This window comes from Amorphus sp. 3PC139-8 (assembly GCF_040750475.1).
Lineage (GTDB): Bacteria > Pseudomonadota > Alphaproteobacteria > Rhizobiales > Amorphaceae > Amorphus.
This window is the reverse complement of sequence record NZ_JABJVY010000001.1, coordinates 492055-518206: the sequence shown is the minus strand read 5'-3', so window position 1 is coordinate 518206 and position 26152 is coordinate 492055. Positions and strand designations below refer to the sequence as shown.

General features: G+C 65.0%; 27 protein-coding genes. 20 read left to right on the top strand and 7 right to left on the bottom strand.

Annotated features, from left to right (window positions below; genetic code table 11):
- Nucleotides 1–102: 102 nt before the first annotated feature.
- On the top strand, nt 103–822 hold the full coding sequence (locus tag HNS03_RS02340) for a GntR family transcriptional regulator (RefSeq protein ID WP_367192767.1): 720 nt from the start codon (nt 103–105) through the stop codon (nt 820–822).
- 78 nt (nt 823–900) lie between these two features.
- On the opposite strand, the gene HNS03_RS02335 is transcribed toward HNS03_RS02340, so the two are convergent.
- A complete protein-coding gene (locus tag HNS03_RS02335; protein ID WP_367192766.1) occupies nt 901–1242 on the bottom strand; it encodes a TIGR01244 family sulfur transferase in 342 nt (113 codons plus the stop codon).
- Between the two features lie 414 nt (nt 1243–1656).
- Between HNS03_RS02335 and HNS03_RS02330 the strand changes: the two genes are divergently transcribed.
- From HNS03_RS02330 to HNS03_RS02290, 9 genes are all read left to right on the top strand, one after another.
- Nucleotides 1657–3021 (top strand): protoglobin domain-containing protein, encoded by a 1365-nt coding sequence (locus tag HNS03_RS02330; protein WP_367192765.1) that lies wholly within the window; start codon nt 1657–1659, stop codon nt 3019–3021.
- 101 nt (nt 3022–3122) lie between these two features.
- On the top strand, nt 3123–3386 hold the full coding sequence (locus HNS03_RS02325; protein ID WP_367192764.1) for a hypothetical protein: 264 nt from the start codon (nt 3123–3125) through the stop codon (nt 3384–3386).
- A gap of 272 nt (nt 3387–3658) precedes the next feature.
- Nucleotides 3659–4960 carry an urea ABC transporter substrate-binding protein gene (urtA, locus tag HNS03_RS02320; RefSeq protein ID WP_367192763.1) on the top strand — a complete coding sequence of 434 codons (1302 nt, stop codon included), beginning with the start codon at nt 3659–3661 and terminating at the stop codon, nt 4958–4960.
- Between the two features lie 108 nt (nt 4961–5068).
- Complete coding sequence (gene urtB / locus HNS03_RS02315; RefSeq protein ID WP_367192762.1) at nt 5069–6730, top strand: urea ABC transporter permease subunit UrtB; 1662 nt, start codon at nt 5069–5071, stop codon at nt 6728–6730.
- Entirely contained in the window at nt 6730–7932 is a 1203-nt protein-coding gene (gene urtC / locus HNS03_RS02310; RefSeq protein WP_367192761.1) for an urea ABC transporter permease subunit UrtC, read from the top strand. The genes urtB and urtC overlap by 1 nt, the downstream gene beginning before the upstream one ends.
- On the top strand, nt 7929–8675 hold the full coding sequence (urtD, locus tag HNS03_RS02305; protein ID WP_367192759.1) for an urea ABC transporter ATP-binding protein UrtD: 747 nt from the start codon (nt 7929–7931) through the stop codon (nt 8673–8675). Before urtC ends, urtD begins: the two co-directional genes overlap by 4 nt.
- A 260-nt stretch (nt 8676–8935) precedes the next feature.
- On the top strand, nt 8936–9631 hold the full coding sequence (gene urtE, locus HNS03_RS02300; protein WP_367192818.1) for an urea ABC transporter ATP-binding subunit UrtE: 696 nt from the start codon (nt 8936–8938) through the stop codon (nt 9629–9631).
- Between the two features lie 211 nt (nt 9632–9842).
- Nucleotides 9843–10109, top strand: coding sequence for a helix-turn-helix domain-containing protein (locus tag HNS03_RS02295; RefSeq protein ID WP_367192816.1), 267 nt, complete (start codon nt 9843–9845; stop codon nt 10107–10109).
- A gap of 67 nt (nt 10110–10176) precedes the next feature.
- The gene (locus HNS03_RS02290; protein ID WP_367192758.1) at nt 10177–11883 is read left to right on the top strand and encodes a SulP family inorganic anion transporter; all 1707 of its coding nucleotides are present in this window, start codon (nt 10177–10179) and stop codon (nt 11881–11883) included.
- A 107-nt stretch (nt 11884–11990) separates the two neighbouring features.
- On the opposite strand, the gene HNS03_RS02285 is transcribed toward HNS03_RS02290, so the two are convergent.
- Nucleotides 11991–12734 carry a DUF4336 domain-containing protein gene (locus tag HNS03_RS02285; RefSeq protein WP_367192757.1) on the bottom strand — a complete coding sequence of 248 codons (744 nt, stop codon included), beginning with the start codon at nt 12732–12734 and terminating at the stop codon, nt 11991–11993.
- Between the two features lie 70 nt (nt 12735–12804).
- Here HNS03_RS02285 and HNS03_RS02280 point away from each other — a divergent pair, with 70 nt between their 5' ends.
- Complete coding sequence (locus tag HNS03_RS02280; protein WP_367192755.1) at nt 12805–13281, top strand: acyl-CoA thioesterase; 477 nt, start codon at nt 12805–12807, stop codon at nt 13279–13281.
- 9 nt (nt 13282–13290) lie between these two features.
- On the opposite strand, the gene HNS03_RS02275 is transcribed toward HNS03_RS02280, so the two are convergent.
- Nucleotides 13291–13845, bottom strand: a complete 555-nt coding sequence (locus HNS03_RS02275) for a sigma-70 family RNA polymerase sigma factor (protein ID WP_367192754.1) — start codon at nt 13843–13845, stop codon at nt 13291–13293.
- Nucleotides 13842–14069: a NepR family anti-sigma factor gene (locus HNS03_RS02270; RefSeq protein ID WP_367192753.1), complete on the bottom strand. Its 228-nt coding sequence runs from the start codon at nt 14067–14069 to the stop codon at nt 13842–13844. The genes HNS03_RS02275 and HNS03_RS02270 overlap by 4 nt, the downstream gene beginning before the upstream one ends.
- A 196-nt stretch (nt 14070–14265) precedes the next feature.
- Here HNS03_RS02270 and HNS03_RS02265 point away from each other — a divergent pair, with 196 nt between their 5' ends.
- Nucleotides 14266–15066, top strand: a complete 801-nt coding sequence (locus HNS03_RS02265) for a response regulator (RefSeq protein ID WP_367192752.1) — start codon at nt 14266–14268, stop codon at nt 15064–15066.
- 315 nt (nt 15067–15381) lie between these two features.
- On the opposite strand, the gene amt is transcribed toward HNS03_RS02265, so the two are convergent.
- The 3 genes from amt to tesB form a co-directional block, all read right to left on the bottom strand.
- Nucleotides 15382–16728: an ammonium transporter gene (amt, locus tag HNS03_RS02260; RefSeq protein WP_367192750.1), complete on the bottom strand. Its 1347-nt coding sequence runs from the start codon at nt 16726–16728 to the stop codon at nt 15382–15384.
- A 47-nt stretch (nt 16729–16775) separates the two neighbouring features.
- Nucleotides 16776–17114: a P-II family nitrogen regulator gene (locus HNS03_RS02255; protein ID WP_367192748.1), complete on the bottom strand. Its 339-nt coding sequence runs from the start codon at nt 17112–17114 to the stop codon at nt 16776–16778.
- 296 nt (nt 17115–17410) lie between these two features.
- Complete coding sequence (gene tesB / locus HNS03_RS02250; protein ID WP_367192747.1) at nt 17411–18277, bottom strand: acyl-CoA thioesterase II; 867 nt, start codon at nt 18275–18277, stop codon at nt 17411–17413.
- Nucleotides 18278–18445: 168 nt separating this feature from the next.
- On the opposite strand from tesB, the gene HNS03_RS02245 reads away from it, so the two are divergent.
- The 8 genes from HNS03_RS02245 (at nt 18446) to HNS03_RS02210 (ending at nt 26124) form a co-directional block, all read left to right on the top strand.
- Nucleotides 18446–19675 carry a ubiquinone biosynthesis hydroxylase gene (locus HNS03_RS02245; RefSeq protein WP_367192746.1) on the top strand — a complete coding sequence of 410 codons (1230 nt, stop codon included), beginning with the start codon at nt 18446–18448 and terminating at the stop codon, nt 19673–19675.
- 67 nt (nt 19676–19742) lie between these two features.
- Nucleotides 19743–19934: a twin transmembrane helix small protein gene (locus HNS03_RS02240; protein WP_367192744.1), complete on the top strand. Its 192-nt coding sequence runs from the start codon at nt 19743–19745 to the stop codon at nt 19932–19934.
- A gap of 32 nt (nt 19935–19966) precedes the next feature.
- Nucleotides 19967–20533 (top strand): cob(I)yrinic acid a,c-diamide adenosyltransferase, encoded by a 567-nt coding sequence (locus tag HNS03_RS02235; protein ID WP_367192742.1) that lies wholly within the window; start codon nt 19967–19969, stop codon nt 20531–20533.
- 208 nt (nt 20534–20741) lie between these two features.
- A complete protein-coding gene (locus tag HNS03_RS02230) occupies nt 20742–21491 on the top strand; it encodes an electron transfer flavoprotein subunit beta/FixA family protein (RefSeq protein ID WP_367192740.1) in 750 nt (249 codons plus the stop codon).
- A gap of 294 nt (nt 21492–21785) precedes the next feature.
- Nucleotides 21786–22721, top strand: a complete 936-nt coding sequence (locus HNS03_RS02225; RefSeq protein WP_367192739.1) for an electron transfer flavoprotein subunit alpha/FixB family protein — start codon at nt 21786–21788, stop codon at nt 22719–22721.
- Between the two features lie 129 nt (nt 22722–22850).
- The gene (locus tag HNS03_RS02220; protein WP_367192737.1) at nt 22851–23729 is read left to right on the top strand and encodes a 3-hydroxybutyryl-CoA dehydrogenase; all 879 of its coding nucleotides are present in this window, start codon (nt 22851–22853) and stop codon (nt 23727–23729) included.
- Nucleotides 23730–23811: 82 nt separating this feature from the next.
- A complete protein-coding gene (locus tag HNS03_RS02215; protein WP_367192736.1) occupies nt 23812–24558 on the top strand; it encodes a thermonuclease family protein in 747 nt (248 codons plus the stop codon).
- A 129-nt stretch (nt 24559–24687) separates the two neighbouring features.
- The gene (locus HNS03_RS02210; protein WP_367192734.1) at nt 24688–26124 is read left to right on the top strand and encodes a M48 family metalloprotease; all 1437 of its coding nucleotides are present in this window, start codon (nt 24688–24690) and stop codon (nt 26122–26124) included.
- Nucleotides 26125–26152 lie beyond the last annotated feature (28 nt).

Sequence of the window (26152 nt, the reverse complement as noted above, 5' to 3'; positions counted from 1 at the left end):
CGGCGCGGAAAACAGGGGCGGCCTGGGTCCGGTTTCCTTCCGACAAGCGCGCCAACGCGCCGAATGGGTCCCACGTCGGCGCGGGTTGAAGGAGAAGAGAAGGTGTCCACCGACGACCGAGCGTCCCGCAAACCGCTGCCGCCGCGGCAGACCAGCCTGCGGACCCAGATTCGCGACACGCTGCGGCGCAAGATCCAGCATGGCGAGGTGGGCGCGGACGAGCGTCTGGTCGATCTCGACATCGCCAACAGTCTCGGCGTGTCGCGCATGCCGGTGCGCGAGGCGCTGTTGGAGCTGGTGAGCGAGGGTTATCTGGTCGGGACGACCCGAGGCTTCATGCTGCCCCGCCTCTCGGTGGAGGACGTTGCCGATATCTTCGAGATCCGCAAGCTGTTAGAGCCGCGGGCGGCGGCCAATGCCGCGCGCCATCTGAGCGCGGAGGCGGAAGAGAAGCTGCGCGCTGCCTTCGAGCGGGCCAAACGCGCCCACGAGATCCGTGACGCCGACGAGCTCGGTCTCGCCAACATGCAATATCGCCATACTTGGCTGCAGGCCGAGCCGAACTGGCGGCTGGCGGCGACGATTTCGCGCTTTGCCGATCAGGTTCAGACCGTGCGGCTCGGGACGCTCTATATGCCGGAGACCCAGGACATCGTCATTGCCGGCCTCAGCGAGATTACGGAGGCCTTCCTGGCGCGCGATCCGGCCGCGGCCGAGGCGCGGATTCTGCGCTTTATCGAGGCGGCCGAAAATCTTTATTTCGCAGAGCGGGCACGGACGGAACAGGCCCAAGGGCAGACCGCCGCCCAGGCCACGACGTAGATCTTGCTGCGCGAATTGCGCAAGCGTGCGCAAAAGGAAGACTGCGCAAAGATGCGCAGGTTTGCGCGCATCAAATTATCAGGAAACCACGCCGTGCTGGTTTGCCAGCGCCCAGAGGGTCGCGGAGCGATTGCCCGACCGGCAATAGGCGAGAACCGGTTTCGGCAGCTCCTTGTAGGCCTTGGCAAAAGCCTTGAGCTCAGCGTCGCTCACGCCGCCGCCGATCGGGATATAACGGGTCGACAGCCCCTCCGTCCGTGCCGCCTCTTCCATCTCCGCAAAGCGAGGCTGGCGCCACCCCTCGCCGTCGGGCCGGTTGACGATCACGGAGCGGAAGCCGAGACGCTTCACCTCTGACAGGTCGGCCGGCTTGATCTGGCCGCAAACGGCGAAGTCGTCGTTGATCTGGCGGAAGCGCATTTGGGGAACGGGGCCTCGAATTGGGGTCGGTGGGATCTTGAGGCAGCATGGCCGCCGAAGCATTCAAGATATCTAATTTAGAATATTTAAATGTAAAGCATGCACGGGCGACTTTTCAGGCCGTGCGGTTCGGAAAAACCCCGTATGAGCAGAACGCCGATCGTCGGCTTTTTTTCATAAACCTCATAGGGTTAATCGGATTCGTCCCGGCATTCTGTGCAATCCGGCCGTTATCCGGCGCAAGCCAAGCGCAAGGTTGCAGGAGGAGGGTCAGCGCACTGATCTATTCCGGTGACGTCCTTTTCGGCGCGCGATGTCTCGCCGGTCACCCGAGCCGCCGCCGGAGATCAGGGTGCGGGGCCAAGGGCCTGACGATTCTCAACAGGCCCCATTCAAAGGACGTGCTTTTTCGCCATGACGACTATTCGCTCGCAAGCGCTTGCCCAGCGCTTTTCGTTCACCAAGTTCGATGAAGCCGCCCGAGCGGAATTGCGTGCATTGAAGCCGCTGATCGAGGCCGCGCTGCCGGACATCCTCGACCGCTTCTATGCCGATCTGGCGCGCCAGCCCGAAGCCAACGCGACCTTTGCCGACGAGGCCATGCGCCGTCATGCCCGGCAGAAGCAGCTTGAGCATTGGACGCGAATCACGGACGCGCGGTTCGAAGACGACTATTTGGACTCGGTCCGGCGGATCGGCCTTACGCACGCCCGGCTCGGTCTTAAGCCGGAGTGGTATTTCGGGGGCTACGCGAAGCTCGTCAGCGCGATGGTTCAGACCGTCATCGGCGCGTCTCGGGGGCGTGGCGGCCTGTTCGGAACCCGCAACGAGGCGGAGCGGCTCGGTCGCCAGGTGGATGCGCTGATCAAGGCGGCCCTCCTCGACATGGACCTCTGCATCAGCACGATCGAAGAAACCCGCGCCCAGGAAAAGGCGGCTGCGGCCGAAAAACTGGCGTTGGACTTCGAGCGCGAGGTGGCGGGCATCGTTGGGACGCTCGCGGCGGCCGCCGAAGAACTGACGGCAACGGCGAACGGGATGTCGCGCACGGCCGATGAAACGGTGTCGCGTACCTCCACCATGGCGGCGGCCTCGGAGGAGGTGTCGGCGGCGGCGCGGTCGGTCTCCGAGGCGGCTGGCGAGCTGACGTTGGCGATCGACTCGATTGCCGAGCGAGCTCACCATACCGCGACCGCCTCCTCCGGGGTTTCGGAGGATGCCCGCGCTACCGGCGAAACCATGCAGGAGCTTTCGCTGGCTGCGGAAAAGATCGGCGAGATCGTCGGTCTGATCGACAGTGTCGCCGCCCAGACGAACCTGTTGGCGCTCAATGCGACGATCGAGGCGGCTCGGGCCGGCGAAGCGGGCAAAGGGTTCGCCGTCGTCGCCAGCGAGGTCAAGGGCCTCGCCAGCCAGACCGCCAAAGCGACGGAGGAAATCTCCGGACAGATAGCGAGTATCCAGAGCGTGATGAAAACCGCGGTCGCCGCGATTGAGCGCGTCGGTCGGTCCGTGGAATCCGTCAACAGCGCGTCGGCGTCGATCTCGGCCGCTGTGGAGCAGCAGAACGCAGCGACTGCCGACATCAGCACGAACATCGGCGAGACGGCCCGCAGCGCCTCGTCGGTCGCCAAGACGATCAACGACGTGTTGGCCGGCGCGCGCGACACCAGCAATTCGGCCGAGGCCGTGGTGGGAGCTGCCGGCGAGCTTGGCCGTCAGGCGGAACAGCTTCGCTCGGGCGTTGCGACCTTCGTCGCGAAATTGCGCGCTGCATAAACCGCATAGGAGCCGGGATCGCGCGATCCGCGCTTGAGGCGGCGCGGGAACGATCAGGCGCGTCCGGTCGTTTCAAATTCAAGAGATATGGAGGCCAACCGATGCAGACCCGAGTTCAAATTGCTGCTCTTGTGTCCATGATGGCGAATGCCGTCGTGTTCGGGTTCGGCGCCATCGCGGTGCTCTCGGTGCCGGCGCTGGCCGTGCATGCTTCGGTCTTACTGCCGTTGATCATCGCCGTGAGTTTCGCGGTCACGCCCGTGATTGGCTGGGTTCTGGCGCCCCGCCTGCGCGCTCGCAACTGGCTCAACGGCGACTACAAGCCGGCCCCGGTCCATGTCCGAAGCTACCGGCGGCGGGACTGACCCGAACCCGGACACGCACAGAGGAACGCAAGTTACATTGCAACAAAGGGGCGCCGGTCAGATCTCTGGCCGGCGTCGTCGCGCCTTGTCCGCCTGCCCATGAAATTCCGTAGGCGCGCCTAATTTATAGGCAGGCCGAGTTCCTGGCTGAAAACGCACCAGGAATCGCGCCGGATTCGGCCCTCTCTCCGGAATGGCATCGGAGTTGCAACCCGAGGTCTTTGCCTTCGGGCTGCCTACTCAAAAACGATGTGTCAACTTCAGGAGGGATCATGATCGGCACCATCCGCAAAGCGGCGCGACCGATTGCAGCGGCCTTGTGTCTGACCGGCCTGGCCGCAGGCGTTGCACAGGCGCAGGACGACGAAACCATCAAAGTCGGCATCCTGCATTCGTTGTCGGGTACGATGGCGATCTCCGAGACGACTCTCAAAGACGCCATGCTGATGCTCATCGAGGAGCAGAATGCCAAGGGCGGCCTGCTCGGCAAGCAGCTCGAACCCGTCGTGGTGGATCCGGCTTCCGACTGGCCGCTGTTCGCCGAAAAGGCGCGTCAGCTCATTTCCCAGGACAAGGTGGCCGCCGTGTTCGGCTGCTGGACGTCGGTCTCGCGCAAGTCCGTGCTGCCGGTGTTTGAGGAGCTGGACGGCATCCTGTTCTATCCGGTGCAGTACGAAGGCGAGGAGTCCTCCCGCAACATCTTCTACACGGGCGCTGCCCCAAACCAGCAGGCGATCCCGGCCGTCGACTATCTGAAGGACCAGGGCGTGGAGCGCTGGGTGCTCGCCGGCACCGACTATGTCTACCCGCGCACGACCAACAAGATCCTTGAGCAATACCTCAAGGACAGCGGCGTCGCGGACGAAGACATCATGATCAACTACACGCCGTTCGGCCATTCCGATTGGCAGTCGATCGTGTCGGAGATCAAATCCTTTGGCTCCGCCGGCAAGAAGACGGCGGTGGTCTCCACCATCAACGGCGACGCCAACGTGCCGTTCTACAAGGAACTGGCGAACCAGGGCATCGAGGCGACCGACATCCCGGTCGTGGCGTTCTCGGTGGGTGAGGAAGAACTTGCCGGTATCGACACCGCGCCGCTGGTGGGTCACATGGCGGCCTGGAACTATTTCATGTCGCTCGACACCCCGGAGAACGACGCGTTCATCGAGAGCTGGCTGGAGTTCATCGGCGACGACAATCGTGTCTCCAACGACCCGATGGAGGCCCATTATATCGGCTTCAACATGTGGGTCGAAGCGGTGAAGAAGGCCGGTACGACGGATCCCGATGCCGTCATCGACGCGATGATCGGCGTGACGGTGCCGAACCTCTCCGGCGGCTATTCGGCGATGATGCCGAACCATCACATCACCAAGCCGGTGCTGATCGGCGAAATCCAGGACGACGGCCAGTTCGGTATCGTCTGGGAGACGCCGGGCCTGGTGCCGGGCGATGCCTGGTCGGACTATCTGCCGGACTCCAAGCCGCTCATCTCCGATTGGCGGGCGCCGATGTCCTGCGGCAACTTCAACACCGACACCGGCCAGTGCGGCGGTCAGGGCGCGCAGTAGCGTCAAGCTGATCCAAGGACGGCGCGGGGGCAAACGTCCCGCGCCGGTCTTTGCGGACGCCCGACGGGCGTCCGCTCTTTCCCCGCAACGGACCCGAGTGGACCCGCAATGCTGCCTCGCCCGCCGGTCGCAACGTTCCGGTCGCGATCCCTTCCCGCCGCCTTGGCGCGCTTCGTCCTCGTGCTCCTGCTTCTGGTGCCGGTCGCCGCAAGCGCCCAATCCGACCCCGATCCGGAAGCGCTGCGGCCATTGCTGAGCGGCCTCGACAACGGTCGCGACTTCGCCAAGACGGAAGCCGGCATCCGGGCGATCGCCGACACCGGCAACCCGGCCGCAGCCCCCCTCCTGGAGGCACTGCGGTCCGGGGACCTGGAAGTCCGCAAGGCCGATGATCGCGTGGTGCGCGTGGTTAAGGAGGGTGGCACGGAGATCGCGGTTGATCCGCTGAGTGGAGAGCGACTGGGCGAACTCGGCCGGCGCGACACCAGCCGAATCTCCATCAACAACAACATCCGCAACCTGATCGACGAACTGGTAGCCGGGCTGACGCTGCGTTCGCCGGATCCGACGGTTCGGCGCAATGCGGCGCTGGAAATGCTCGCCGGCGCGTCGCAAGACAATGTCGAACCGCTGCAGGCGGCGCTTGCGGAAGAGGACGATTCCTCGGTTCGCGCCGTCATGCAGCAGGCGCTGGCGGCCTCGCTGCTGCAGTCCGATGCCAGCGTCGAGGACAAGAAGGCCGCGCTTGAAACCGTCGCCGCCATGGGCGACCGGCAGGCGCTGCAACTTCTCAACCGCGCCGCCGGCGATCCGAATCTCGCCGACGAGGCCAACCGCCTGAAGCGGGGGGTCGAACGCCAGCTTCAGATGTGGGAGCTCGCCCAGAACGTTTGGTTCGGCCTTTCGCTCGGCTCGGTGCTGCTTTTGGCGGCGATCGGGCTTGCCATCACCTTCGGCGTGATGGGCGTCATCAACATGGCCCACGGCGAAATGGTGATGCTCGGCGCCTACACGACCTTCGTCGTGCAGGAGGTGATCCGCACGCATTTCCCCGGCCTGTTCGAGGCTTCGCTGGCGATCGCGCTGCCGCTCGCCTTCTGCGTGGCGGGGCTGGTCGGCATCGTGATCGAGCGGGTGGTGATCCGCTGGCTCTATGGCCGCCCCCTGGAGACGCTTCTGGCCACCTGGGGCATCTCGCTCATCCTACAGCAGACGGTGCGCGTCATCTTTGGGGCCACCAACCGCGAGGTCGGCAATCCGGACTGGATGTCCGGCGCCTTTCAGCTCGGCGGGCTCTCGATCACCTATGCCCGGCTCTCCATCGTGATCTTCTCGCTGATCGTGTTTGGGCTGCTGGTGCTGCTGCTGCAGCGCACGGCGTTCGGTCTGCAGATCCGCGCCGTTACCCAGAACCGCAAGATGGCGTCGGCCATGGGCATCCGCACGCCCTGGACCGATGCGCTCACCTTCGGGCTCGGCTCCGGGGTGGCGGGCATTGCCGGAGTGGCGTTGTCCCAGATCGACAATGTCTCGCCGAATCTCGGCCAGAGCTACATCATCGACTCGTTCCTGGTCGTGGTGTTCGGCGGCGTCGGCAACCTCTGGGGCACCTTCGTCGGGGCGCTGTCGCTCGGCGTCCTCAACAAGTTCCTGGAACCCTTCGCCGGCGCCGTGCTCGGCAAGATCCTGGTGCTCGTCCTGATCATCCTGTTCATCCAGAAGCGGCCGCGCGGGTTGTTCCCGCAAAAGGGCCGGGCCGCGGAGGGCTGATGACCACCATCTCACCCGCTCTGCTCACGCGGTTCGCGCTTTCGGCGATCGTCATCCTGCTCGTCGGCGCCGGCGTGATCGTCTACCTCAACCTGGCGCTCTCGCCCGGCGATGCCTGGCACGTGCCGACCTATGCGATCAGCCTCCTGGGCAAATATCTGGCGTTCGCCCTGTTGGCGCTGTCGATCGACCTGGTTTGGGGCTTCGGCGGCATTCTCACGCTCGGCCACGGCGCCTTCTTCGCGCTCGGCGGCTATGCCATGGGCATGTATCTGATGCGCCAGATCGGCGACCGGGGCGTCTACGGCAATCCGCTGTTGCCCGATTTCATGGTGTTTCTGAACTGGGATTCCTTGCCCTGGTATTGGCATGGCTTCGACATGGCGTGGTTTGCCGCGATCATGGTCGTGCTGGTGCCGGGCCTGCTCGCCTTCGTATTCGGTTGGTTCGCCTTCCGCTCGCGCGTCACGGGCGTCTATCTCTCCATCATCACCCAGGCGATGACGTTCGCGCTGATGCTCGCCTTCTTCCGCAACGAGATGGGGTTCGGCGGCAACAACGGCCTGACCGACTTCAAGGACATCCTGGGCTTCAACATCCAGGCCCAGGAGACCCGCGCCGCGCTGTTCTTCGCGACCGCGCTGGCGCTGTCGCTCGGGCTTTTGCTGTCGATCTGGCTGGTGCGCTCGCGCTTCGGCCAGGCGCTGGTCGCCGTCCGCGATGCGGAAGCCCGCGCGCGCTTCATCGGCTACCGGGTGGAGCACTACAAGCTGATCATCTGGACCCTGTCGGCGATGATGGCCGGCGTCGCGGGGGCGCTCTACGTGCCCCAGGTCGGCATCATCAATCCGAGCGAGTTCGCGCCGGCGAACTCCATCGAGGCGGTGGTCTGGGTCGCGGTCGGCGGCCGCGGCACTCTGGTCGGCTCGGTGGTGGGTGCCGTGCTGGTCAACTTCGGCAAGACCTATTTCACCGGCGCCTTTCCGGAGCTTTGGCTGTTCGTGCTTGGGGCGCTGTTCGTGGTGGTCACGGTCTTTCTGCCGCGTGGGATCATGGGGCCCTTCTTCGGCCTGATCGATCGCCGCCGCCAGCGCCGGCTGATCGCCGAACGCCAGGAAAGCCCTGCGCGCGCGTCCGCGGAGCGGGAGGCCGGCATCGACCCGGACGACGCGGTCGCCGCATCAGGAGGAGCGGGCCAATGAGCATGACCTCCTCGCTTCTGTACCTGAACGGCGTTACCGTTTCGTTCGACGGCTTCCGCGCGCTCAACAATCTCTCCCTGGTGCTGCAGGAAGGCGAGATGCGGGCGATCATCGGCCCGAACGGCGCCGGCAAGACCACGATGATGGACTGCATCACCGGCAAGACCCGGCCGGACGAGGGCACCATCCTGTTCGACGGGTCGCTCGACCTCACCGCGATGGACGAGGCGGCGATCGCCAGCCGGGGCATCGGGCGCAAGTTCCAGAAGCCGACCGTGTTCGAAAACCACACGGTGCGCACCAACGTCGCACTGGCGCTGAAGGAAAGCCGCTCGCCTTTCCACTATCTGTTCTCCTGGCTTTCCAGCGAGCAGAACGCGCGCATCGACGAGGTGCTCGACACCATCCGGCTGACCCATCTGCAGAAGGAGACGGCCGCCAACCTCTCCCATGGCCAGAAGCAGTGGCTGGAAATCGGCATGCTGCTGGCTCAGGATCCCCGGCTTCTGCTGGTCGACGAGCCGGTCGCCGGCATGACGGATTCCGAAACGGCGGAGACGGCCAAGCTCCTGGTCGAAATCGCCAAGAGCCACACCGTTATCGTGGTCGAGCACGACATGGCGTTCGTCCGCGATCTGGATGTGAAGGTGACCGTGCTGCACGAGGGTTCGGTGCTGTCGGAAGGATCGCTCGACCACGTTTCCGCCGACCAGCGCGTCATCGACGTCTATCTGGGGCGCTAGCACGGTATGCCGATTTTGAAACCAACCCGGTTCCCCAATCTCCGCTCATTCCCGCGAAAGCGGGAATCCATACGGCTTTTCGGTGTGGCTGCTGGGCCGATGGCTCTCTCTGGTGCGGGTAGCAGAATGGTGCTCACGCGCGGCGGATGTGGGCGCGATATGGCGAACTCCCTATGGATTCCCGCTTTCGCGGGAATGAGCGGAGGGTGGAGCTGGCGCTCCGCCCCTATCTGTTCGGCTCTCGGGGAGGCGTGCTGATCATGCTTCAAGTCCGCAACGTCGATCTTCACTACGGCGCCGCCCATGCGCTGCGCTCCGTCAGCCTGGCCTGCCAGCCGGGGCAGGTGACCTGCCTGATGGGCCGCAACGGCGTCGGCAAGACCTCGCTCTTGCGCGCCATCATGGGGCTGCACCCGATTTCCGGCGGCGCCATCGAGTGGGACGGCAAGCCGCTCGGGTCGAGCCCGCCCTATGAACGCGCCCGCAAGGGCATCGCCATGGTGCCCCAGGGCCGGGAGATTTTCCCGTTGATGACGGTCGGCGAGAATCTGCAGACCGGATTTGCCGGCCTGCCCGCGTCGGAGCGCAGCGTGCCCGACGATGTGTTCGAGCTGTTTCCGATCCTCTCCCAGATGATGAACCGGCGCGGCGGCGACCTCTCCGGCGGCCAGCAGCAGCAGCTCGCCATCGGCCGCGCCATGGTGCGTCGGCCGAAGCTGCTGCTCCTCGACGAGCCGACGGAAGGCATCCAGCCGTCGATCATCATCCAGATCGGCAACGCCATCGACTATCTGCGCAAGCGCGGCGACATGGCGATCTTGCTGGTGGAGCAATATTTCGAGTTCGCCCGCGACCTCGCCGACACCTTCGCCGTCATGGAGCGTGGCGAGATCGTCATGTCCGGCACCCGCGCCGAGATGGACGAGGACAAGATCCGCGCCAACATGACGGTGTAGGGCCGGCCCGGCGAAGCGGGAACAGGGCGGCTGTCTCCTGCCAAATCGTAATCGTACCACCGACTTTGGCCGGCGTCGGGCGACCTTCCGGCGGCTGGCTCCGGCTCGCCCTGCGAAAATCGGTCGCAGATCACACATCCAATATGATGTTTGAAACATCACTATAGCCTGTTAAAACTTGCATAGAGATATTTTGCGCGGGTCTTTTAAGGTGATCACGGCGGCCCAGATGCGCGCGGCGCGCGCCCTCCTCGGCATCGACCAGAAAACGCTGGCGGAAAAGGCCGGCGTTTCGGTGCCGACCATCCAGCGGATGGAGGCGAGCCCGGGCAACGTGCGGGGTGTCGTGGAAAGTCTCACCAAGGTCGTCGAGGCGCTGGATGCGCTGGGGATCGAGCTAATCGGCGACAACGCGCAAAGCCTGGCCGGCGGCCGCGGCGTCCGGCTTAGGGAGCCAACCCCGCCGCGGAGCAGTTGACCTTCCGTTTTTCGCGCCACCGCACGCCGCCGGATGCGGCGCCACCGAATTGTTAGGACGTCCGGAGATGACCACCGTCACCGGCCAAGCCAGCCCGAGCTTTGCTGAGCTCTTCACCCCGAAACTCGTAACCGTCCTGCGGGAGGGCTACGGCCTGCCGCAGCTCAAGGCCGATGCGCTGTCCGGCCTGACCGTTGCGATCGTCGCGCTGCCGCTTTCCATGGCGATCGCGATCGCCTCCGGCGCGACGCCGGCCCAGGGCCTCTATACCGCGATCGTCGGTGGCTTCTTCGTCTCCGCGCTGGGTGGCAGCCGGTTCCAGATCGGCGGGCCGGCCGGCGCCTTCATCGTGCTGGTGGCGGCAACGGTCCAGGCCTACGGCATCGAGGGCCTGTTCCTGGCGACCATCCTGTCGGGCTTCATTCTGGCGGCCCTCGGTCTGCTCCGCCTCGGCACCTACATCAAGTTCATTCCCTATCCGGTGACGGTCGGTTTCACGGCCGGCATCGCGGTGATCATTTTCGCCAGCCAGCTCAAGGAGCTGTTCGGGCTGACGCTCACGGGCGCGGAGCCGGGGCCGCTTCTCGACAAGATCCCGGTGTTGTGGGCGGCGGCGCCCTCCGCCGATCCGGCGACGATCGGGCTGGCGCTTGCCACCATCGTCATCATTGTCGGCCTGAAACGTTTGCGGCCCCACTGGCCGGGGCTTCTGATCGCGGTGGCCGCCGCCACGGTCGCCACCTATGTCCTGCACCTGCCGGTCGCGACCATCGGCTCTAAATTCGGTGGCATCCCGAGTTACCTGCCGGCGCCGCATCTACCGGAGATCACGCTCGACAAGGTGGTCGCGGTGTTGCCGAGCGCGGTCTCGTTCGCGCTTCTGGGCTCGATCGAATCGCTGCTGTCGGCCGTCGTTGCCGACGGTATGACGGGCCGGCGCCACCGCTCCAACTGCGAGCTTGTGGCGCAAGGGGTGGCGAACGTCGCCTCCGGTCTGTTCGGCGGCATCTGTGTGACCGGCACCATCGCCCGCACCGCGACCAACGTGCGCTCCGGCGCCCATGGCCCGCTCTCCGGCATTCTGCATTCCGGCTTCTTGATGCTGTTCATCCTGGTGGCAGCGCCGCTGGCCAGCTTCATTCCGCTGGCGAGCCTGGCGGGCGTGCTCGCCGTGGTTGCCTGGAACATGATCGAAAAGCACGCATTCGCCACTCTTGTCCGCACCTCGCGCGGGGATGCGGTGGTGCTGCTCGCCACCTTCCTGCTCACGGTGTTCCGGGACCTGACCGAGGGCATCGTGGTGGGCTTCGCCATCGGTTCGGTGCTGTTCATCCACCGCATGTCGAAGACGACGGCGATTGAGAGCGAGCGCCCGTTCGTTTCGGAAGACAGGGCGGATGCGGCCGATGGCCCGCGCATCCCTTATGAGGAGGAAGCCGCCGACCGCGACGTGGTGGTCTACCGGATCTCCGGCGCGTTCTTCTTCGGCGCGGCCGCCTCGATCGGCTCCATCCTCGACCGGATCGCCGACACCCACCGGGTGCTGATCATCGATTTTGCAGCGGTTCCATTCCTGGATTCCACCGCCGCCAACACCATTGGCGGCATGGTCCAGAAAGCAAGCCGGCGCGGCGTGAAGGTGTTTCTGTCCGGCACGTCCCAAGAGGTGCGCCGGGTGCTGATCGCCCACGGCATCAAGCCGCCGGAGGTCTCGTTCGAACACTCGGTGGAGTTCGCTCGTCACAAGGCCCGATCGTCGCTCGACACGGCCTGATCGGTTTCAGATCCCTTCAGCTTTTCTGGGGCCGTCGGGCGGATCTGACTGTCTTTTCTGCCGTAAGTTCGGACAGAAAACCGGTTCCCGCTTTTCTTGAAATTGCTCTACGCCCCCGTCCAGGCGAGGGCGCGGCGGAGTTCCGCCGTGCCGTTTTCCAGATAGCACCGGCCGTGGGCGAGGATCACCCGCTCCGGCGCCCAATCGATCATCGTCCTCGCGGCCCGGCGAACCTCGTCGCTGGGTTTGAAGATCATGCGCAGGTCACGTGGCGTGGATCCGTCGGGGTCTAGCACGCCGCTGAGCCCCATCACGGTGTGCGACAGCGTTCCGTGCACATGGTCCGGCTCGAAATTCTCGATGAGGTCGGTGAGGATCAAGGTGCGCGACGCGCGGTGAAAGAACTCGATCTCCGTCAGTACCTCGCTGGGCACCTGCACCTGCTCGAACGCGTCGGCCCAGGCCTCCGGCGCGCTGTCGCCGAGGGTGGCGTCGACGTGAAAATCGCCTTCTTCCTCCTTGGTCTCCACACCAGGGGCCGCATAGGTCACGACGCCGGGAAAGGCGCGCTGCCAGGCACCCAGCGAGAGCCAATGGATCCGGTTGGGGGCAACGAGATAGGCAATCTCCCCGAGGCCGGCAACCTCGGCGCGGAGCTCGTCGGTGAGTTCGGTCGGCGAATGGATCCAGAGCCGACCGTCTTCCAGCCGAACGATGGTCATTCGGGTGGAGAAGGGCAGGGAGGTCACCGCCATATAGCGCATATGGACGACCGGGCCGTCGACGATCCAGACATTGTCCACGACCGGCTTGAGAACGTTCAGCGGAGGGTAGGGGTCGACGGTGAACATGGTCTGCCTCGTGCCGATCGCGGATTTGTGGCAACACTGCCCGATACCGTAAGAGGGAGGCAATCGGGCCATGTCGTCGCGGCAGACATCATCATCGCCGGCACAGTCGCCGAAGCGGTCGAGGCCGGGAAGCCGGGACGACTACCGCGCCTTCCGTACCATCCAGACCCGCTGGATGGACAACGACGCCTACGGGCACATGAACAACGTCGTGCACTATTCGCTGTTCGATACGGCCGTGAACTGCTGGCTGATCGAGCAAGGCGTGCTCGATCTCAAGGCGAGCCAGCAGATCGGGCTCGTGGTGGAGACCGGCTGCCGCTATTTCGCTGAGATGGCATTTCCCGACGTGGTCACGGCCGGCTTGCGTATCGCGCGGCTCGGCACGTCGTCGGTACGCTACGAGATCGGCCTGTTTCGAAACGACGCCGCGGAATCGGCCGCGGAAGGATTCTTCGTCCACGTCTATGTCGACCGGGAAACGCGCCGACCAGTCCCGCTCTCCGCAGAGTTGCGGGGACGGTTTTCGACGATTCTGATCGGGTAAAAAGGCCGTTCAGGCGACCGAGCGGCCCTTGGAGGTTACGTCGGTGATGATCGGCTGGGAGATCGTGTCGGGACCGTAGTCGGCCGCAGTATCCACGGAAAGCATCTGCGCAAGGCGGGCGCGGGCACGGTTGACGCGGCTCTTCACCGTGCCGACGGCGCAGCCGCAGATTTCTGCCGCTTCCTCATAGGAGAAGCCCGAGGCGCCGATCAGGATCAAGGCCTCGCGCTGGTCCGACGGGAGCTGATCGAGCACGCGGCGGAAATCCTCGAAATCCATGTGGCCCGTCTGTTCGGGGTGGCTGGCGAGCTTCGCCGCCATCGCGCCGTCGGCGTCCTCCACTTCGCGTCGCTTCTTACGGAACTCCGAGTAGAACGCGTTGCGAAGGATGGTGAAGAGCCACGCGCGCATGTTGGTTCCCGGTTGGAACCTGTCCAGCGAGGTCCACGCTTTCATCAGCGCTTCCTGCACCAGATCGTCGGCCTGATCGGCATTGCCTGTCAACGACAGCGCGAACGCACGCAGATTTGGAATATGCTCCAAGAGCTCCTTGCGCGGGTTCATTCCTTGGCGCCCTTTTGGTCACCACGCGTCTGTTCGTCCAGCTTCTCTAAGAGCGAAACCAAGTGATCGGGAATCGGCTCATTGAGATAAGAATCGTACATGGCTTTCAGTTTCCGCCCGATCTGGGCCTGAAGCTGAGAATCGAGGCCAACGCCGGCGGACGGCTTGTCCGTCTGCCCGTCTTGCGCCTGCACCCCGGGCGATTTGTCGTCCTTCTGTCTCAACACGTATCGCTCTGCCTTGCTCGCCTTGCCCCAAATCCAACAAACGCCGATTTAAACGATTGGTTCCAGCCGGCGCAGCCTTCTACCGCGATTTTTTTGCGGGCGCGGGAACCCGATCGTCGTCCCTGGCGTTAACCCGCGACGATGTCATGAGGTTCCGGCTGGAAGGGCCAGCCGTTGAAAAGGGGTTTGCCGTATGTCGATTGCGATGGCCATTGCGCCGCACCTTCCCTATTTGCGGCGGTTTGCGCGCGCGCTCACGGGAAGTCAGCCGGGGGGCGACGCCTACGTAGCGGCGAGTCTCGAGGCGATTATCGCCGACCCGGCCCTCTTTGATGACAGCCTCGATCCGCGCGTCGCCACCTATCAGGTGTTGCTGGGCATCTGGGATTCCGTCGACATCAATCGCCATGTCGACACGACCGAAATGCCCTATGAGCGCAACTTGGAGGCGATGACGCCCCGTGCGCGCCAAGCCTTCCTGTTGACCACCGTCGAAGGCTTCGACGCGGCTCAGGCCGCCACCATCCTCAAGACGGACGATGCCGAAATCTCCGCGTTGCTCGATGAGGCCGGTCGGGAGATCGCCAGCCAGGTCGCGACCTCGGTGATGATCATCGAGGACGAGCCGCTGATCGCCATGGATATCGAAGTCTTGGTGGAAGGGCTCGGCCATGACGTGGCGGGCATCGCGCGCACCCATTCCGAAGCCGTCAAGCTGGCGCACGAGACCAACCCGGGCCTGATCCTGGCGGACATTCAGCTTGCCGACGGCAGCTCCGGACTGGAGGCGGTCAACGAGCTTCTGAACGAGCTCGACGTGCCGGTGATCTTCATCACCGCCTATCCGGAGCGGCTGCTCACCGGCGAGCGACCGGAGCCGGCCTTCCTGGTGACGAAGCCGTTCGAGCCGGAAGTGGTGAAGGCGGTGATCAGCCAGGCACTGTTCTTCGATACGCGCGCCGGCAAGTCCTCGAAGGTCGCCGCCGCCGGTTGACCGGCGTTTCAAAATCCGCGCGTAACGCTTCAAGCCGCGACGAGGGGAAACCCGATACCGTCGCGGCTTTTTTATTGAGGCCTTTCCGCGCGTCCGTGCACAGCGGAACGGCTCAAGAGCGTTTCCGAACGCAGTGGAAACCGGTTCGTCGGCCGCAAACGCGTCAAAACGACAGGTCGGAGCAGGCCTGCTTTTCTCTGAAACGCGGAACCGGCGTCAGCGCACAGCGGGTCGCGTCCGACCAAAAAAATGGCCCGGGAGCTGCTGCCCCCGGGCCAGGTGCGACCGCATGTGCGGGTCGCCTTGGGAGGATCTTTACATCCGCTGGCTGCCGGTTCCGAACTCCGGATAGGCCTCGACGCCGATCTCGACCCGGTCGAGACCGAGCTCTTCGTGCTCTGCGGTCGGACGGACCCCGATGACGGCCTTCAGGATCAGCCACAGGATCAGGCTGGCGACGAACGTGAACACGCCGTAGGCCACGATGCCGATGATCTGGGTGCCGAAGCTGGCATCGGAGTTGGTCAGCGGAACGGCGAGCGTGCCCCAGATGCCGCAGACCAGGTGGACCGGGATCGCGCCGACGACGTCGTCGATCTTCACCTTGTCGAGCAGCGGGACGACGATCACGACGATGACGCCGCCGATGGCGCCGATGATCGCGGCCATCAGCAGCGACGGGGCCAGCGGCTCGGCGGTGATGGAGACCAAACCGGCGAGCGCGCCGTTGAGCGCCATGGTGACGTCGACCTTCTGGTAGAGGATCTGGGTCAGGATCATCACGACCACGACGCCGGCCGCAGCCGCCGTGTTGGTGTTGACGAAGATCCGGGCCACCGACGAGGCGTCTTCCATCGAGCCGAGCGCGAGCTGCGAACCGCCGTTAAAGCCGAACCAGCCGAGCCACAGGATGAACATGCCGAGGGTCGCGAGCGGGATCGACGAGCCCGGGAAGGCGTGCACGGAGCCGTCCTTGCTGAACTTGCCGAGACGCGGGCCGATCACGAGCGCGCCGGCAAGCGCCGCCCAGCCACCGACGGAGTGCACGATGGTCGAACCGGCGAAGTCGGAGAAGCCCATCTCCGAAAGCCAGCCGCCACCCCAGCCCCAGGAGCCGGTGATCGGGTAGAGCACGCCGGTGAGAACCACGACGAAGATCATGAAGGGCCAGAGCTTCACACGCTCCGCAACGGTGCCCGACACGATCGACGCGGTGGTGGCGCAGAACACCATCTGGAAGAACCAGTCCGACGCCGCGGCATAGTCGCCGGTATCGGAGGCCGGATCGGGAACGACGAACCAGCTGAAGCTGCCGAGGTAACCTCCGTCGACGCCGTCGTACATGAGGTTGTAGCCGATCAGCCAGAACATGATGCCGGCAGTGGCGTAGATGCCGACATTCTTGAGGCACTGCATGGAGACGTTCTTCGTCCGCACGAGGCCTGCTTCGAGCATCGCGAAGCCGGCGGCCATGAACATGACCAGAAAGCCGGCGACGAGGAACAACAGCGTGTTGAAAATGAACGGAACGCCACTGTCGGTGGCCGTCTCCGTGACCTCGACGGCGGTTGTGGTTTCCTGAGCGAGCGCGCCGTGGCTCATGAGAGCCAGGCCGCCGCCGGCCACGGCGACGCCGCCGAGAAGGGTTGCGAGCTTTTTCATCGGCATTCTCTTGTCCAGACTCCTGTTCGAATCGTCGACGCCGGCCATCACAGAGCTTCCGCGTCGGTTTCGCCGGTGCGAATGCGCACCACCTGATCGATGGAGTAGGTGAAGATCTTCCCGTCACCGATCTGACCGGTCTTGGCTGCCGAGGCGATCACCTCGACCACCCGAGCCACCGTTTCGGAGGGAACGGCGACCTCGATCTTGAGCTTCGGCAGGAAGCTCACGGCGTATTCCGTTCCCCGATAGATTTCGGTGTGGCCTTTCTGACGGCCGTAGCCCTTGACCTCGGTAACGGTCAGCCCCTGGACGCCGATGCTCGTGAGGGCGTCGCGCACCTCGTCGAGCTTGAACGGCTTGATAATGGCCATCACGATTTTCATGCGTGGTTCCCGTTTTCCCTTCTCTTCACACCTACGCGGCGATGTGGCCGGCGCTTCCTATTGGCTCGGCCTGGCCGCCACACCCGCCGGCGGCGGTTGGGCGCGACATGGGAAAAGAGAATCAAGCTGCGTGCCAAACGCCGCTCGAAAGCGGTGCGGCGGGGCAAAAAGCGGCGAAAGTCTGGCGAAGGACTGCGGGAATGCTTATAAAATAAGCATATTGCCTAGGATATAATCCGCGAAAGGGCGGGATTTTGCGTTTTTCCGCCCCACACACGCGATTGCCTATTCCTGCGTCAGGTTCGTGCGCGGATCGGGCGGATCAGGCCTTCCTGGGCGACGGAGGCGACGAGTTCGCCGGCTCGGGTATAGATCAGGCCGCGAGTGAAGCCGCGGGCGCCGCCAGTCCAGGGGCTGTCCTGGGCATAAAGCAGCCACTCGTCGGCCTTGAACGGCCGGTGAAACCACATGGCGTGGTCGAGGCTGGCGATCTGGAGCGTGTGATCGAACACCGATGTGCCGTGCGGAAACAGCGCCGTATCCAGAAGCGTGAGATCGGAGGCATAGGCCATCACGCAGTTGTGGATCTCCGGATCGTCGGGCAGCGGCCCGGTGCTGCGCACCCAGACATATTGGTAGGGGTCGAGCCTGTCCCGGCTGGTATAGTGGCGCAGGTCGATCGGCCGGCGCTCGATCGGCCGTTCGCGCTGCCAGTAACGGCGCACATTTTCCGGCGCATCGGCTGTGATCAGCGCCTTGAATTCCCGCTCGCTTGGCAGCTCTTCCGGCATCGGAAGGCCGTCCGGCAGGTCGATCTGGTGCGTCGGGCCGTCTTCGGAGATCTGGAACGAAGCCGACATGGAGAAGATCGCCTTGCCGTGCTGGATCGCCACCACCCGTCGAGTCGTGAACGAGCGCCCGTCGCGAATGCGCTCCACCTGGTAGATGATCGGCACTTCGGGGTCGCCGGGACGCATGAAGTAGCCGTGCAGCGAATGCACCGCCAGGCCTTCGACGGTGCGGCTCGCCGCCACCAGCGATTGGCCGATCACCTGGCCGCCGAACACGCGCTGCCAGCCGACCTGCGGGCTGCGGCCGCGAAACAGGTCCTCTTCCAGGGGTTCCAGATCGAGGATGCCAAGAAGGTCGGTGACGGCGGTCATGAAATCTGATCCAGGGTCTCAATTCGAGAGCTGGTCGGCGCAAGCTGCAGCCGCGGCGGACGAGCGCACTTGCCGGCGGACCGGATCGGCTGTCAAGTTGGCGCCTCCTTATATATGGAGAGCTTGCAGACAGTGAGCGCTTCCAGCTCACGAAGCGAGGCGGGTGTCATGGGTGCGCTTCCCGATCAGATCGATGTGGCCATTGCCGGAGCGGGCTCCGTGGGCCTGTGCCTGGCGCTTGCCCTGAAACAGGCGGACCCGACGCTGTCGGTCGCCGTTATCGATCCGCGGCCGGTGGCGAAGATGGCCGCCGACGATCGCGCCTCGGCGATCGCAGCGGCGGCAAGGCGGATGCTCGTGCGCCTCAACGTGTGGCCGGACGTGGCCGACGAGGCGCAGCCGATCGAGGAAATGGTGATCACCGACAGTCGGCTGCGCGATGCGGTCCGGCCGGTGTTCCTTCGCTTTCTCGGCGATGTGGAGCCGGGCGAGCCCTATGCGCACATGATCCCCAACGATCGGCTGTTTCCCGCCATCGGTCGGCGGGCGCTGGAGGCCGGCGTGATCGAGCTTTCGCCGGAGACGGTTCGGATTTTCGATGCCGGCGACGCGGCGGTCGAGCTTCGGCTGGGATCGGGCGCGCGGCTGAAGGCGTCCCTGCTCGTGGCTTGCGACGGGGTGCGCTCCCGTTTGCGCGGACTTGCCGGCATCTCCACCGTCGGCGGGGCCTATGGCCAAAGCGGAATCGTCACCACCGTGCGCCACGAGGAGCCGCACAATGGCTGCGCCGTGGAGCATTTCCTGCCGGCCGGACCGTTCGCGATCTTGCCGCTCAAGGGCAATCGCTCGTCGATCGTGTGGACGGAGCGCACCATCGAGGCGGACCGGCTGGTGGCGCTCGACGATTTCTCCTTCGAAATCGAGCTGGCGCGCCGGTTCGGCACCGAGCTCGGCGACGTGCGGCTCGACGGGTCGCGCTCCGCCTATCCCTTGTTCGTGCAGCTCGCGCGGTCGTTCGTGGCGCCACGCTTCGCCCTCGCCGGCGATGCCGCCCACGCCATGCATCCGATCGCGGGTCAGGGCCTCAACATGGGCTTTCGCGACGTTGCCGCCCTGGCCGAAACGGTGGTGGAGGCGCGCCGGATCGGCCTCGATATCGGCAATCTCGGCGTGCTGGAGCGCTATCAGCGTTGGCGCCGGTACGACACCTGGGAGATGGCGGCCACCACCGATGTGCTCAACCGGTTGTTTTCCAACGACTTTGCGCCGGTCCGCCTGGCGCGCACCATGGGGCTGGGCATGGTCGACCGGCTACCGGGTCTGAAGCGCATGTTCATTCGGGAAGCGGCCGGTCTGGATCGGGCGTCGCCGAAGCTGCTGCGCGGCGAAGCGATCTGACAGCCCTCCCTCAAAATAGAGTTCGGCCGGCGCGCCTTGTGACGGCCGATTGAAAAAGGCACCGCGAATGGAGTCGTTCTTCTACAATCTCGTGCCCGTGGCGATCATCGCCGTGTTCGTGGTGCTGCTTCTCGGTCTGGTCAATCTGATTCGCGGCGGCAGTTCGAACCGCTCGCAGATGCTGATGCGCTGGCGCGTGATTCTACAGTTCGTGGCGATCGTGATTATCGTGGTGACGATCTATCTGGCGCGCGGATAGTCCCCACAGACGTCGGATCGCGAGGAGAAAACGTGGTCAAACTCAACAAGATCTACACCCGCACCGGCGATGACGGCACGACGGCGCTGGTCACCGGAGAGCGGCGCTCCAAGGCGGACTGCCGGGTCGTCACCTATGGCACAGTGGACGAACTCAACGCGGCCGTCGGCCTGGCCCGCCTGCAATCCGGCGAAGGCGAGCTCGATCAGATGCTCGCGCGAATCCAGAACGATTTGTTCGATCTGGGCGCCGACTTTGCGACGCCGTTTTCCGGCACCGGCGAGGACACGGCGCTGCGCATTGTCGCCAGCCAGGTGGCACGGCTGGAAGGCGAAATCGACCGGCTGAATGCCGACCTGGAGCCGCTGCGCTCGTTCGTGCTGCCCGGCGGAACGCCGCTTGCCGCCCACCTGCATTACTGCCGAACGGTCGCGCGGCGCGCCGAACGCTATGCCGTCGAACTTGCGGCGCAGGAGGAAATCAATGTCTCGGCGGTCGCCTATTTGAACCGGTTGTCGGATTTCTTCTTTGTGGCGTCGCGCGCAGCCAACGATGGCGGCGCGTCTGATGTTCTCTGGGTTCCCGGCCAGACCCGCTGAGTCGGCGGAGCGATCCGATCGCGGTGTTGGGCCGACGATTGATGTGGCAGAGGCTCAGCGGGTGCGTTGACACCTTTTTGCACCGCAAGTACGGTCCCGCGACTTCCCGGCAGCGCGGCGACTTTACGGGGTCCGACGGCGTCTCCCACGACGCGCGACGCCGAGGTCCCGAGACCACCGCACGGGTAAGAATTTGGGGAGTGACTGAATGAAGATCCTTGTGCCGGTTAAGCGTGTTGTCGACTACAACGTGAAGGTCCGTGTGAAGCCGGATGGCTCGGGCGTGGATCTGGCGAACGTTAAGATGTCGATGAACCCGTTCGACGAGATCGCGGTCGAAGAAGCGATCCGGCTGAAGGAAGCGGGCACGGCGAGCGAGATCGTGGCCGTGTCGATCGGGCCTCAGCAGGCCCAGGAGACGCTCAGGACCGCGCTGGCCATGGGCGCCGATCGGGGCATTCTGGTAAAGACCGACGCGACGCTGGAACCGCTGGCGGTGGCGAAGGTGCTGAAGGGCGTGGTCGAGGCGGAAGAGCCGGGCCTTGTCATTCTCGGCAAGCAGGCGATCGACGACGATTCCAACCAGACCGGCCAGATGCTGTCGGCGCTGCTCGGCTGGGCTCAGGCCACCTTCGCCTCCAAGCTGACGATTTCGGGCGAGGAAGCCGAAGTCATCCGCGAGGTGGACGGCGGCCTGCAGACCGTGAAGGTCAAGATGCCGGCGATCGTGACCACGGACCTGCGCCTCAACGAGCCGCGCTATGCTTCGCTTCCCAACATCATGAAGGCGAAGAAGAAGCCGATCGACGAGAAGACGGTCGAGGACTTCGGCGTCGACCCCGCTCCGCGTCTCGAGGTTCTGTCGACCGAGGAGCCGCCGGCCCGCCAGGCGGGCGTCAAGGTCGCCGACGTGGCCGAACTGGTCTCCAAGCTGAAGAACGAGGCCGGGGTTCTCTGAGCAATCCCAGAAAAAGTGGGAACCGGTTTTCCGTCCGGGATTGCGACTAAACGATTTTTCCGCTCACGCCCGCTCGCGTTGCTCGCGGCTCCGCGTGGGCGGCCTAACCGGCCGGCGCGCGGTCGCGCGCTGGCTTCGCGGGTCCAGGAAAAGTGGGAACCGGTTTCCCGTCCGGGATTGCGGAAAGAAAGCTGGTCCAGGAAAACCGGGACCTGTTTCCTTTCGACCCTGCTCTAGGCCCTTTCCGCTCAGGCGCGCCGGCGCGGAGCGAGAGAACGGAAGAGACGAACAACGATGACGACGCTTCTCATTGCCGCCCACGACAACACCAGCCTGAGCGAGCAGACGGCGAAGGCCTTGAGCGCTGCGAGCGCGCTCGGCGGCGACGTGCATGTGCTGGTCGCGGGCAAGGACTGCCGCGCCGTGGCCGACGAGGCGGCCGCGCTGGAGGGGGTTTCCAAGGTTCTGCTGGCCGAGGCGGATGGGCTTCAGGCGATGATGGCGGAGCCGATGGCGGACCTGATCGTGTCGTTGGCCGACGGCTACGACGCGCTGGTGGCGCCGGCGACGACCGCGGGCAAGAACGTGATGCCGCGCGTGGCGGCCCTTCTCGACGTCATGCAGATTTCCGAGGTGATGTCGGTGGAAGGGCCGGACACCTTCAAGCGTCCGATCTATGCCGGCAACGCGGTGCAGACCGTGAAGTCGTCGGATGCCAAGAAGGTGATGACGATCCGCACCGCGTCGTTCCAGGCGGTGGGCACCGGTGGGTCGGCGCCGGTGGAAGAGGTCTCCGCGCCGGCGGACTCCGGCCTGTCGTCGTTCGTGGGCGAGAGCCTGTCGGAATCGGATCGTCCGGATCTGACGTCGGCGAGGATCATCATCTCCGGGGGCCGGGCGCTGGGCTCGGCGGAAAAGTTCCAGGAGGTCATGACGCCGGTGGCGGACGCGTTGGGGGCGGCGATCGGCGCCTCGCGCGCGGCGGTGGACGCCGGCTATGCGCCCAACGATCTTCAGGTCGGCCAGACTGGCAAGGTCGTGGCGCCGGACCTCTACATCGCCTGCGGCATCTCCGGGGCGATCCAGCATCTGGCGGGCATGAAGGATTCCCGCGTCATCGTCGCCATCAACAAGGACGAGGACGCGCCGATCTTCCAGGTCGCCGACTATGGTCTCGTCGCCGACCTGTTCCAGGTCCTGCCGGAACTCAAGCAGGCGCTCGGCAAGTAGCGGCTGCGCCGGATCGGCCACAGCGGGCGGGCAAAGTATGTCGCTGCCGCCCGAACGTCTTGTGCAGCGCAAAGGATTGACCCACAGTCGCGCCGACGGCGCGTGAGATGGGTACCGATCGAGGACGGAATGGTCGAAATCAAGAAAGTGGGCGTGATCGGCGCGGGACAAATGGGCAGCGGCATCGCCCATGTCTGCGCGTTGGGTGGATTCGACGTCCTGATCAACGACGTGTCCATGGATCGGGTCCAGTCCGGGCTGGCCTCGATTAACGGCAACATGACCCGGCAGGTCGGGTCGGGGAAGATCTCCGACGAGGTTCGCCAGGCCGCGCTGGAGCGGATCGGGCCGGCCGAGCATCTCGACGCCCTGGGCGATGTCGACCTGATCATCGAGTCGGCGACGGAAAACGAGCAGATCAAGCGCAAGATCTTTTCCCAGGTCTGCCCGCTCCTGAAGCCGGAGGCGATGCTCGCCACCAACACCTCGTCGATTTCCATTACCCGGCTGGCGGCGTCGACCGACCGTCCGGAGCGCTTCATCGGCGTCCACTTCATGAACCCGGTTCCGGTCATGGAGCTGGTCGAGCTGGTGCGCGGCATCGCGACGGAGGACGAGACCTTCGAAGCGGCCAAGCGGTTCGTGGCGAAGCTTGGCAAGACAGCGGCCGTTGCGGAGGATTTCCCCGCCTTCATGGTCAATCGGATCCTGCTTCCGATGATCAACGAGGCGATCTACACGCTCTACGAGGGCGTGGGCTCGGTCGAGGCGATCGACACCGCCATGCGGCTCGGCGCCAACCACCCGATGGGGCCGCTGCAGCTCGCCGATTTCATCGGCCTCGACACCTGCCTCTCTATTATGCAGGTGCTTTATGAGGGGCTTGCCGATTCCAAATATCGGCCCTGTCCGCTGCTGGTGAAATATGTCGAGGCGGGTTGGCTTGGCCGCAAGGCCGGACGCGGCTTCTACGACTATCGCGGCGACAAGCCGGTTCCGACCCGCTGACGCAGCGCGCGCCGGCGCCGCGGTGCTGTCGCCGGCCCGGAGACGATGTCTCCGGTGGTGCGGACTGGCGGCCGTTGGCGCCGTGCTTGCGATCTTCCTCCCGACGATCGGCGGAAAGGCGCAGGGCGGCACCTCCGCTTGTTCCAGAGAGCGCCCGCAAGACGCGGTGGTCGACGCCGTTTCGGCGGATGCCACGCTGCATCTTGCCGACGGCCGGGCGGTCAAGCTGGCCGATATCGCAATCCCCGAGGCGGGGCGGCCCGAGGCCCTGCGCCGGCTGACGGGGCTGATCGGCACCCCAGTGCGCCTCAATCCGATCGCAAATGATCGCTATGGCCGTTTTCTCGCCCAGGTTGCCGTGAAGGGTGCTGCGCCGTCGCTCCAGGAGAGCCTGGTGCGGGAGGGTTTCGCGTTCGTCGTACCGGAGGTTATGGACGCCGCGTGTGTTCCCGCGCTTCTGGCGGCGGAGCGGACGGCGCGTCGTGATCGGGCGGGGATTTGGGACGGTGCATTGAGGATTCGTCAAGCTGACGATCCTAAGCTTGCGGCGGCCGTCGGTACCTATGCCCTGGTCGAGGGGCGCGTTCTTTCGGTGGGAACGACACAAACGAATCACTATTTGAACTTCGGACACGATTGGTCGGTTGATTTCACGGTGATGGTCCCCGTATCCGATCTCGGCTCGTGGGAGCACGAAAGCCGGGACCTCGATCGGCTCAAGGGACGACGGATCCGGGTGCGCGGCCTGTTGGAAAGCTGGAACGGGGTGTTGGTCCGCGTCTGGAACCCAGCGCAGATCGAGCCTTTGGAAGGTGAAGAAGATCGATGAGGCGTCGGGATTAGCGCGCGGCTTTGGGTGTCGCCCCCGGTCTCGTTCCGATCAATATGGATTCGATTGACGTTGATGGTCATGGCAGCTCCATTCCGGAATGGCGCCGCTCGTCTTTTGGGACGGGCGATGGCTGCGTGCGGCCTGGTGGCCGGCTTGACCGCATGCGTGCTGACGCCCACGGGCGATCCGATCATCACGTCGAGTTCGCCGGTCAATTCCATCGTGGCGCAGGAGCCGGCCCAGGCACCCTCGAGCGAGATCCGCGAGCACGAACGGCTGATCGAGGCCTATGGCGGCGTCTATTCCGATCCCAAGGTGGAGCGGACCGTGGCGCGCGTGGTCGGGCGTCTGGTCGCGGCCTCAGACGATCCGAGCCGCTCCTATCGCATCACCATCCTGAATTCGCCGGCGATCAACGCCTTCGCGCTGCCAACGGGCCACCTCTATATCACCCGCGGCCTTTTGGCGCTGGCGAGCGACCGTTCCGAGGTTGCCGCGGTGATCGCCCACGAGATGGCGCACGTGACGGCGCAACACGCGGTGGCGCGCCAGCGGCGCGCCCAGGCGATCGCGGTCGCCAACCGCGTCGTCTCCAACATGGTGCGGGATTCCGAAGCCGCTCAGCAGGCGCGGGAAACCACGCAGCTTTCGCTCGCCCGTTTCAGCCAGGATCAGGAGCTGGAAGCCGATTCCGTCGGCGTGCGCACGCTTGCGGCCGCCGGTTTCGATCCGTTCGCCGCTTCGCGTTTCCTCTCCAAGATGGCGCGCTACGCGCAATTGCAGAGCGTTTCGGCGGGTAGCAAGGGGCTCGACTTCCTGTCGTCGCATCCCTCCACCCCGTCGCGGATCGAACTCGCCAGGCGAGCAGCGCGCCAGTTCGGCGCGCCCGGCATCGGCGAGCAGGAGCGCGACGCCTACCTCAACAGCCTCGACGGCATGCTCTACGGCGACGATCCGCGCGAGGGCTATGTGCGCGGCCGGCAATATCTGCATGCCGCCCTCGGGATCGGCTTCACCGTTCCACCGGGCTTCGTCTTGAAGAACACGCCCGAGGCGGTGCTCGCGACCGACGGCGACCGGACCGCCTTGCGCTTCGACGGCGTGGCGCTGCCGGAAGGTATGTCGCTCACCGACTATCTGCGCTCCGGTTGGGTAAAGGGCCTGATCGAAGACAGTGTCCGGGAGGAGACGATCAACGGCATGCCGGCGGCGAGCGCCTCGGCGATTGCCGAGGGCTGGTCGTTCCGCATCGGCGTGGTAACGGCCGGCAGCCGGGTCTACCGGTTCATCTTCGCGACCTCGCGGCCGTCCGGCCGGTTCGACACCAGCTTCGAGGAGACCTTCGGCTCGTTCTCCCGGCTTTCCCGCACCGAGCGCAACGGCCTGAAGCCGCTTCGCGTCCGGGTCGTGACGGTCCAGCCGAGCGATACGGTGGAGAGCTTGTCCGCCCGTATGCAGGGCGTGGCGTCGGGCGAGCAGCGCAATCTGTTCGAGGTGTTGAACGGCATCGACGCCGACAACCCGCTGGTGCCCGGCGAACTCGTCAAGATCGTCGCGGACTAAAGCAAAGCCAGGAAAAGTGGGAACCGGT